We start from the raw sequence: 7,778 nt of genomic DNA on the forward strand, positions 1-7,778 counted from the left end.
GAACCCCAGGGTTTATGAGCACTATCCGCGAGCGCAACAAAGAATTGATCCTGCGTGCCGCCAGCGAAGAGTTTGCCGACAAGGGCTTCGCCGCGACCAAAACCAGCGACATCGCGGCCAAGGCGGGCCTGCCCAAACCCAACGTCTACTACTACTTCAAATCCAAGGAAAACCTTTACCGCGAGGTATTGGAAAGCATCATCGAGCCGATCCTACAGGCCTCCACGCCCTTCAACGCCGACGGCGAGCCGGGCGAGGTGTTGAGCCACTACATCCGTTCCAAGATCCGTATTTCCCGCGACCTGCCCTTCGCTTCAAAGGTCTTCGCCAGCGAAATCATGCACGGTGCCCCGCACCTGAGCGCCGACGTCGTCGAGCAACTCAACGCCCAGGCCCGGCACAACATCGATTGCATCCAGACCTGGATCGACCGCGGCCAGATCGCCCCCATCGACCCTAACCACCTGATGTTCAGCATCTGGGCCGCCACCCAGACCTATGCCGACTTCGACTGGCAGATCAGCGCGGTAACCGGCAAAGCCAAGCTCGATGAAGCCGATTATGAAGCGGCGGCACAGACCATTATTCGGTTGGTGCTCAAGGGCTGCGCACCCGACTGATATACCGCGTTGCGTCATCGCCACCGAACCTGCGCCCTACCTGCGACCTGCGGTGAGCTACCGACGCGTCCAGCCACACCGCCGGGAAGCAAATACGCCACGCGGCTGGCCTGGACGCTCAAGAAGGCCTAGAATTCCCGCATTGTTTATTCCCCAAGGTAGCCCGTAATGTCCTTCGCTGAGCAACTGACCCGCCTGCAAGTCTTCCTCGACGCCGATGAGCTGCACGAAGAGGCGCTGGATTACGTGGCCGCTCACGGCTATCTGACCGCCCTGTCGATCTGCGCAGAATCGGTGCCGGATCGTGAATGGATCGACGCCCTGTTCGCCGAAGAGCCGCACTACGCCGACGAAGCCCAGCGCGCCGAAATCGAAGCCACGCTGGTCGGCCTCAAGGCCCACATTGCCCGTCAACTGGCGTCCGACGAAGAATTCGAGCTGCCGTGCGAACTGGACCTGGGCGACGACCCGGACGATTCGGAGTTGCGCGGCTGGTGCATCGGCTTCATGGAAGGCGTGTTCCTGCGCGAAGCCGCCTGGTTCGAAACCGCCGAGGAAGAAGTCAGCGAAATGCTCCTGCCGATCATGGTCGGTTCCGGCCTGTTCGACGAGCAGCCGGAGTTTTCCGACATCGCCGCCGACGCGAACCTGATGGACGACATGATCGTCCAGATCCCGGAAGCCCTCACCGCCCTTTACCTGCTGTGCAACGCCCCGGACGAGAAACCGGCGATCCTCAAGCCTCGCCACCACTGAGTGACCGGATGCCCGCGCCCGTCGGCAACCGCCCGCTGATCCTGCGTTACGCTCTGCTGGCCATCGGCTGGCTGAGCGTGGTGCTGGGCGTCATCGGCATCTTCGTACCCGTCCTCCCCACCACCCCTTTCCTACTGCTGGCCGCCGCGTGCTTCGCCCGCAGCTCGCCGCGCTTCTACCAATGGCTGGTCGAGCATCCCCGCCTCGGCCCGTGGATCAGCGACTACCTCAGCGGCAACGGCATTCCGCTCAAGGGCAAGGTCTACGCCATCGGACTGATGTGGGTGAGCATCCTCTTTTCCTGCTACTTGGTGCCACTCCCGTGGGCGCGGGTGTTCATGCTGACCAGCGCGGTGCTGGTGACGGTTTATATCCTCAGGCAGAAGACCTTGCCCAAGCCGTGAGCGGTGCGGGGGCTTTCAACCGCGAAGGGCTTACTCACCGGGTTGTTAACACTGCTCCCCGGTCATGCATCCGCCATTTCCTGATTGAACCTGATGGTTGTATTGATCAATCAGCCATTCGAACCGATCGTCCGAATCCCCTCACACCTGTCAACGTTGACAGTATCCAGCCCCGCACGGCGGTGGTTTGCTAAAGGCCCACCCTTCACTCCACGCCGTAATAGACGCTCCTACTTGTTCATCAACGTACTCGGTACGAAGGGGCGTCCTTTGCAGAGTGGCATTTACAAGGAGTCATACCATGGCATTGCTTAAAATCAGCAATAGTGAAAACCTGATCAAGAACGGAACGTTCGATCAGCATCTTGGTTCATGGAGCGCAAATCGCGTAACGCCAGCGGACGGGCGTGCAAGGTTCGTAAGTTCAGGCCGTCTCAGCCAGGCCGTCGAACTGCCGGGGGCCGGCTCAGTCAAGGTCACATTTAATATCCCAAACTCTTACGGCCCCGGCGGAGTACTCAGGCTATCGTCAACCGCCACCAGCTACGCCATCGGCAATCAGGGCCCTTACGAGCTTAGTTTTATCGTTGAGAGGGGCGCAAATGCCGAGTTGACCTTTACGTCGGGTTCCAATTCATACGACCTCGATGATGTCGAATTGTATTTTGACCCGGCTGCTGAATGCACACCTGTACAACTGATTAAGAATGGTAATTTCGACAACTCATCACTCCTCGAATGGGAGCAAAACGGCATGGTCAAAGGTGTTGATGGTCGAGCTCAATTCGACAACTTTGGTTCGCTGTTTCAACACGTTGCGGTCAAGGCCGGTGCGTCGGCCCATGTAAAGTTCAAAATAACCAACTATTACGGTGAAGGCCAAGTTTCCATCCCGGAATTTAATCAGAATTTCAATTTTTCTCAGGCGGGAACCTATGAAGCACCTTTTACTCCTGAGCAAGGCTCTACGGTAACCGATCTCACCCTGAAGTTTACCTCGATCGGCGGCACCTTCGATTTGGATGATGTCGAACTGTTGGCATGCCCGGCAGAAGCCAGCAGTGGCGGACGAAAAACCAAAGCCATCAGCGCGGTGGAGCTCCTGCCGATTGGAGATTCCCTACCCTAATGTCCTGGTATTTCTAATTTACGGGTGCGTGAGCGGGTCGCATGCCCCACCGCCTTCGCGACCAGGCTCGCCCCCACAGGGCTACAGCAAAGAGCAGACAGAACCCGGCACACCGCCGGGTTTTGTCATTTCACCTCACCTCAAACCGTATCCACCTTCAACGAATGATCATTCAACATCCCATTGATGATGGTCGCCGTGTCCGCGCCGCCGATCATTCCACCCGAGCCCGGCGTGACGCCGTAGTGGCTGGCGAGGTTGACGCCGGCCAGGTCAATGGTCTGGTTCGGCGTGGCACCCGCCATGCTGCTGACGTCGATGCTGGTGATGACCGATGCGCCGGTGCCGGTGACGGTGAAGTGCAGGTAATCGTCGAGGGACGCGGCGCTACCGTTTTCGCCCAATAGCAGTTGGGACAGATCGAGTTTGTCCAGGCCTGGGGTGAAGTCGGTGATGAGGTCGTGGCCGCTGTTGCCCGCTTGCCATTGGAAAGTGTCGGCGCCACTGCCGCCGGTCAGGGTGTTGTTGCCCAGGCCGCCGATCAGGATGTCATCACCGCCGCCGCCATTGAGTACGTCATGGCCAAGTCCGCCGTCGATGCGATTGCTCGCGCCGTTACCCGCGAGGGTGTCGTTGAAGTTCGAGCCGACGAGGTTTTCGATGCCGGCCAGGGTGTCGCTGCCGGCGCCGAGGGTGTTTTGTGTGGCCAGCAAGCCGAGGTTCACCGTGACACCCGCGGTGGCGTGGGCGTAGCTGGCGGTGTCGTTGCCGCTGCCGCCGTCGAGCAGGTCGTTGCCGCTGCCGCTGTAGAGCAAGTCGCCGCCCGCGCCGCCATTGAAGGTGTTGTTGCCGGTGCCCGCACTGAGAATGTCATTGCCATCGCCGGCGTTGAGCACGTTGTCGCCACTGCCGGCCAGCAACACATCGTCCCCGCTTGTACCGGTAAGCGTATGGCCTGCCTGGTAGCTGATGCCGACTCCGGCACTGTCGCTGCCACCATGGTTGTCGTTGGCGGTGTAAGTGCCGTGGTAATCCGGCGTGTGGTCCTGGGCGCCGGCATAGTTGACGGTCATCGTCAGTTGATAGTTTTCCGAGGCATTGGCGTTGCCATTGCCGGGGTTGGGGATGTTGGTGACGTGGATCTGGTAATTGCCGTCCGCTGCCGCGGTGAACGAGGCGCCATCGTTGATCGCGATGAACGGCCCGCCGTTCAACGAGTACTCCATGGCGATACGACCGGCCGTGAGGTTGTGATCCAGCGTCAGGGTTTCGCCCTGCTTGAGCGTGATGTTGAGCCGGTCTTCATCGTTGGCGTTGTTGTTCGACACCGACCCCAGCGCGCCGCTGACCACCAGCACCGCCGTCATGCTCGCAGCGTTGGCGACGAAGGCACTGCGGTTGAGGTTGATCACCTGGGCATTGTTGCCGGTGAAACTGGCGGTGCCGCTGGTGCCGGTGAAGTCCGCGCCCTTGGCGATCCAGCCGGTATTGAAGCCCGTGGGTGACGCGGTGAGCGGATCGCCGTTGGCATCGCTGTCGTTCCCCAGCAAGAGTTCGCTGGGGATGACGATATTGCCCGACAGCACGTTGGTGATGACATTGTCCTCAACGGCCACGGGAGGGCTGTTGGGCACGACTTTGATCACCAGGTTGGAACTGGCCAGGTCGCCGTCGTTGTCGCTGATGGTGTAGCCGATGTGCTCGGTGATCAGAGTGCCGGCGGTGGTCTGCGAGGTGTAGCTGAACGCGCCAGTGTCAAGGTTCACCACCAGGGTGCCGTCGTGGTCGGTGGCGATGCTCAGCGTGTTGGTGGCTGTATTGAAGGAGCCGTGGTTGAGCCCGCCGCTGGCAGTCAGTGCACCGTGGCCACCGTTGGCGTCCGGATTGTAGCTGTACGTCGTGCCGTCCACCACCAGGCTTTTGACAAAACCGCCGTCGGCACCGAACGAGCCGCCTTCGCCCAACAGGTTGCCGGTGACCGGCACACCTTGCACGGTGCCGGAAAGCACCGAGTTGAGTTGGTTCAGGTCGGTGACCAGCACGGCGTCGGTATCGGTGTGGGTGCTGCCGTCATGGGCCAGCGGATCGAGGTGGATATCCCTGACGCCGCTGCCCAGGCCGATGGCGTAGTTCTTGATGCTGTTGGCGTCGAGGAAGGCCTTCCAAGCGGCCTCGTCCGCCGAGCCGATCTCGCCCAAGGTCGGCTTGCCATCCGAGAAAAAATAGCCAACGTTCTGTGCGTCGGGCAGTTTGCCGGAGGTTGCGAACGCAGTCTGAGCCACCGCCACCGCCGCATCGTAGTTGGTGTCACCGTGCGCATTCAGCGCCGAGATCAACGTCTTGGCAGTTGCTACGTCGACCCACACGGAACTCTGGTCGGTGGCGCTGCCGCTGAAGGTCACGAGCTGGACCTTCACGTCGCCCATGTCATCGTACTTATCGAGCAAAGCGTTGATTGCCTGTTTGGCCAGGTCCATTCGCGAGAGCCCCGACACGCCTGAGGGATCTTTCATGCTGCCGGACACATCAAGCACGATCAGCAGGTTCGAATCGATCTCCGTCGCCGTGACCGAACGTTCAGACGCGACCGCCTTGGGCACGTCATCGACGATGCTCACCACCAGGTTGCCGGTAGTGCTGTTGCCCAGGGAATCGGTGGCCTGATAGGTGAAGCTTTCGGTCAGCGCATTCGGGCCATCGTTGGCGTGGGGCGAGGTTGCCGCCGGTGAAGTCAACGTGTAGGTGTAGGAGCCGTTGGGATTGAGCAGCAATTGGCCGTGGGCGCCGGTGGCGTCTCCCACCAGGGTAAACGTTACGGCGCCGGTCGCGCCGGTGACCGAACCGACCAAGGTGCCCGTGGCGGTTTCGCTGGTGGCACCCGGCTCGCTGCCCGTGGCGGTGCCAGGCGCGAGGTCCTGGCCGTCCTGTTTCAGGTCCAAGGCCTTTTCATGGACGGTGACGTCGTGGTCGGTTTCGGCGACCAGGCAACTGTTGTGCACATCGATGGTGATGGTCGTGGTGCTTTCGTCACCGTCGCCATCGCGCACGGTGTAGGTAAACACATCGGTGGCACCCGGTGCGCCGACCGAGTCAGCGTTGCTGTGATAAACCGCGTTGCCGTTGGCGTCCAGGGTCAGGTAGCCGTAGGTGCCGTTGATCTGCGTGTTGAGGCCGCCAGTGACCGGCGTTGAAGTATCGTTGCCGGCACGTACGCCAAGCACCGCGCCACCGTCCGCGCCCAACACGTCGTTGTCCAGCACATTACCGCTGACCGTCCCGCCTTCCACCACCGCAGCGGTATCGCAATGAGCCTTGGGCACATCGTCGACGATGTTGATGACGATGGTGCTGGTGACGGTGTTGCCGAGTGAATCAGTGGCCTGGTAGGTAAAGCTTTCGCTCAGCACATTCGGGCCATCGTTGGCGGCGGGCGCTGTCGTTGCGGGCGAGGTCAGGGTGTAGGTGTAGGAACCGTCCGGGTTGAGCAACAATTGACCATGGGCGCCGGTGGCATTGCCGATCAGCGCGAACGTGACGGCGCCGACCGCACCGGTCACCGCATCCACGAGGCTGCCGCTGGCGGTTTCGCTGCTGGCATTCGGCGTGCTGCCAGTGACGGTGCCGGGGGCCAGGTCCTGGCCATCCTGGTTGAGGTCGAGCGCGCGTTCATGGACGCTGATCTCATGATCCGGCGCAGCGACGAGGCAGCTGTTATGCACGTCGATGGTGATGGTCGTAGTGCTTTCATCGCCATCGGCGTCGCGCACGGTGTAGGTGAACACATCGGTGGCACCCGGTGCGCTGACGACGTTCGGGTTGCTGTGGTAAATAGCGTTGCCGTTGGCATCCAGGGTCAGGTAGCCGTAGGCGCCGTTGATCTGGGTATTGAGACCGCCGACGGCCGAGGTCGACGTGTCGCCGCCCGCCCGTACGCCGATGACCGCACCGCTCGCCGCAGGACCATCGGCACCGCCTTCATCGTTGTTCAGCACATTGCCACTGACCGTCCCGCCCTCCTCAACCGAGGCTGAATCGGCGTGGGCCTGGGGCAAGTCGTCGACGATGTTCACGTCGAGGTTGCCGTTCGCGGTGGTGCCGTTGTCATCGGTGACCACTACAGCAAATTGCTCGCCCAGGCTGTTGGCGCCGTTCGCATTGGGATGCGCTTCGTTGTCGAGCAAGGTGTAGCTGTAGCTGACCACGCCAGTGGCGGCGTTGAAGCCAGTGATGGTCAGCGTGTTGCCCAGCGCGGTGGTGATCGATTGCGGGAAACCGGCGGCGACGCCACCGCTGACCACGTTGATGCCGCCGACGCTCAGGGTTTGCACGCCGTCCAGCGCAGTCACGGTAAAGGTGCCGCTTTGGGTCAGCGCCGAAGCGTCGGGACTGCTGCCGTCGTCGAGGTTTTTCTCTTGCACCGTCAGCTCGCCGCCTTCGGTGTCGAGACCGGTGATGATCACCGGGTCGTCGTTGTTATGGACTTGCAGCACCAGGTCCGCGGTACTGGTGTCGCCATCGGCGTCGGTCAGGGTGTAGGTGAAGGTTTCAGTGCCGCTGCCGCCACCGTGCAGCCCTTTGAAATCCGAGTCGGCGGTGTTCAGCGTGTAGGTGTAGGAACCGTCGGCGTTGAGAACCAAGGTCCCGTAAGTACCGGTGAAGGTGCCGGGATTGATCGGGCCGGACGCCACGTGATCGGCGCCTTCGGTGTCGTTGGTCAGCACACTGTCGGTCAGGGTCAGGTTGCTTTCCGAAGCGGTACCGGCGTTGCTGTCGTCCACGGCCTGGGGCAAGTCGTCGACGATGTTCACGTCGAGGTTGCCGTTCGCGGTGGTGCCGTTGTCATCGGTGACCACTACAGCAAATTGCTCG

At 61.3% G+C, this 7,778-nt stretch carries 5 protein-coding genes; 4 read left to right on the forward strand and 1 reads right to left on the reverse strand.

What is annotated here, in order from left to right; genetic code table 11:
- The first annotated feature begins 14 nt into the window (after positions 1 to 14).
- The 4 genes from HU806_RS12135 (at position 15) to HU806_RS12150 (ending at position 2,909) form a co-directional block, all read left to right on the forward strand.
- Complete coding sequence (locus HU806_RS12135) at positions 15 to 620, forward strand: TetR/AcrR family transcriptional regulator (RefSeq protein ID WP_186611596.1); 606 nt, start codon at positions 15 to 17, stop codon at positions 618 to 620.
- Between the two features lie 168 nt (positions 621 to 788).
- The gene (locus tag HU806_RS12140) at positions 789 to 1,376 is read left to right on the forward strand and encodes a UPF0149 family protein (RefSeq protein WP_186611597.1); all 588 of its coding nucleotides are present in this window, start codon (positions 789 to 791) and stop codon (positions 1,374 to 1,376) included.
- A gap of 8 nt (positions 1,377 to 1,384) precedes the next feature.
- Complete coding sequence (locus tag HU806_RS12145) at positions 1,385 to 1,780, forward strand: YbaN family protein (RefSeq protein WP_186611598.1); 396 nt, start codon at positions 1,385 to 1,387, stop codon at positions 1,778 to 1,780.
- A gap of 301 nt (positions 1,781 to 2,081) precedes the next feature.
- Positions 2,082 to 2,909, forward strand: a complete 828-nt coding sequence (locus HU806_RS12150; RefSeq protein ID WP_186611599.1) for a hypothetical protein — start codon at positions 2,082 to 2,084, stop codon at positions 2,907 to 2,909.
- Positions 2,910 to 3,049: 140 nt separating this feature from the next.
- Here the strand turns inward: HU806_RS12150 and HU806_RS12155 are convergent.
- Positions 3,050 to 7,778, reverse strand: a 4,729-nt coding sequence (locus tag HU806_RS12155) for a beta strand repeat-containing protein (RefSeq protein WP_186611600.1), incomplete at its 5' end; no start/stop codon positions are given.

The sequence above is a fragment of the Pseudomonas sp. SWRI154 genome, assembly GCF_014268645.1.
GTDB lineage: Bacteria > Pseudomonadota > Gammaproteobacteria > Pseudomonadales > Pseudomonadaceae > Aquipseudomonas > Aquipseudomonas marvdashtae.

Excerpts from the sequence above, each read along its gene's own strand:
- HU806_RS12150 (WP_186611599.1), top strand. The coding sequence starts at position 2,082 with ATGGCATTGCTTAAAATCAGCAATAGTGAAAACCTGATCAAGAACGGA.
- HU806_RS12140 (WP_186611597.1), top strand. The coding sequence starts at position 789 with ATGTCCTTCGCTGAGCAACTGACCCGCCTGCAAGTCTTCCTCGACGCC.
- HU806_RS12145 (WP_186611598.1), top strand. The coding sequence starts at position 1,385 with ATGCCCGCGCCCGTCGGCAACCGCCCGCTGATCCTGCGTTACGCTCTG.
- HU806_RS12135 (WP_186611596.1), top strand. The coding sequence starts at position 15 with ATGAGCACTATCCGCGAGCGCAACAAAGAATTGATCCTGCGTGCCGCC.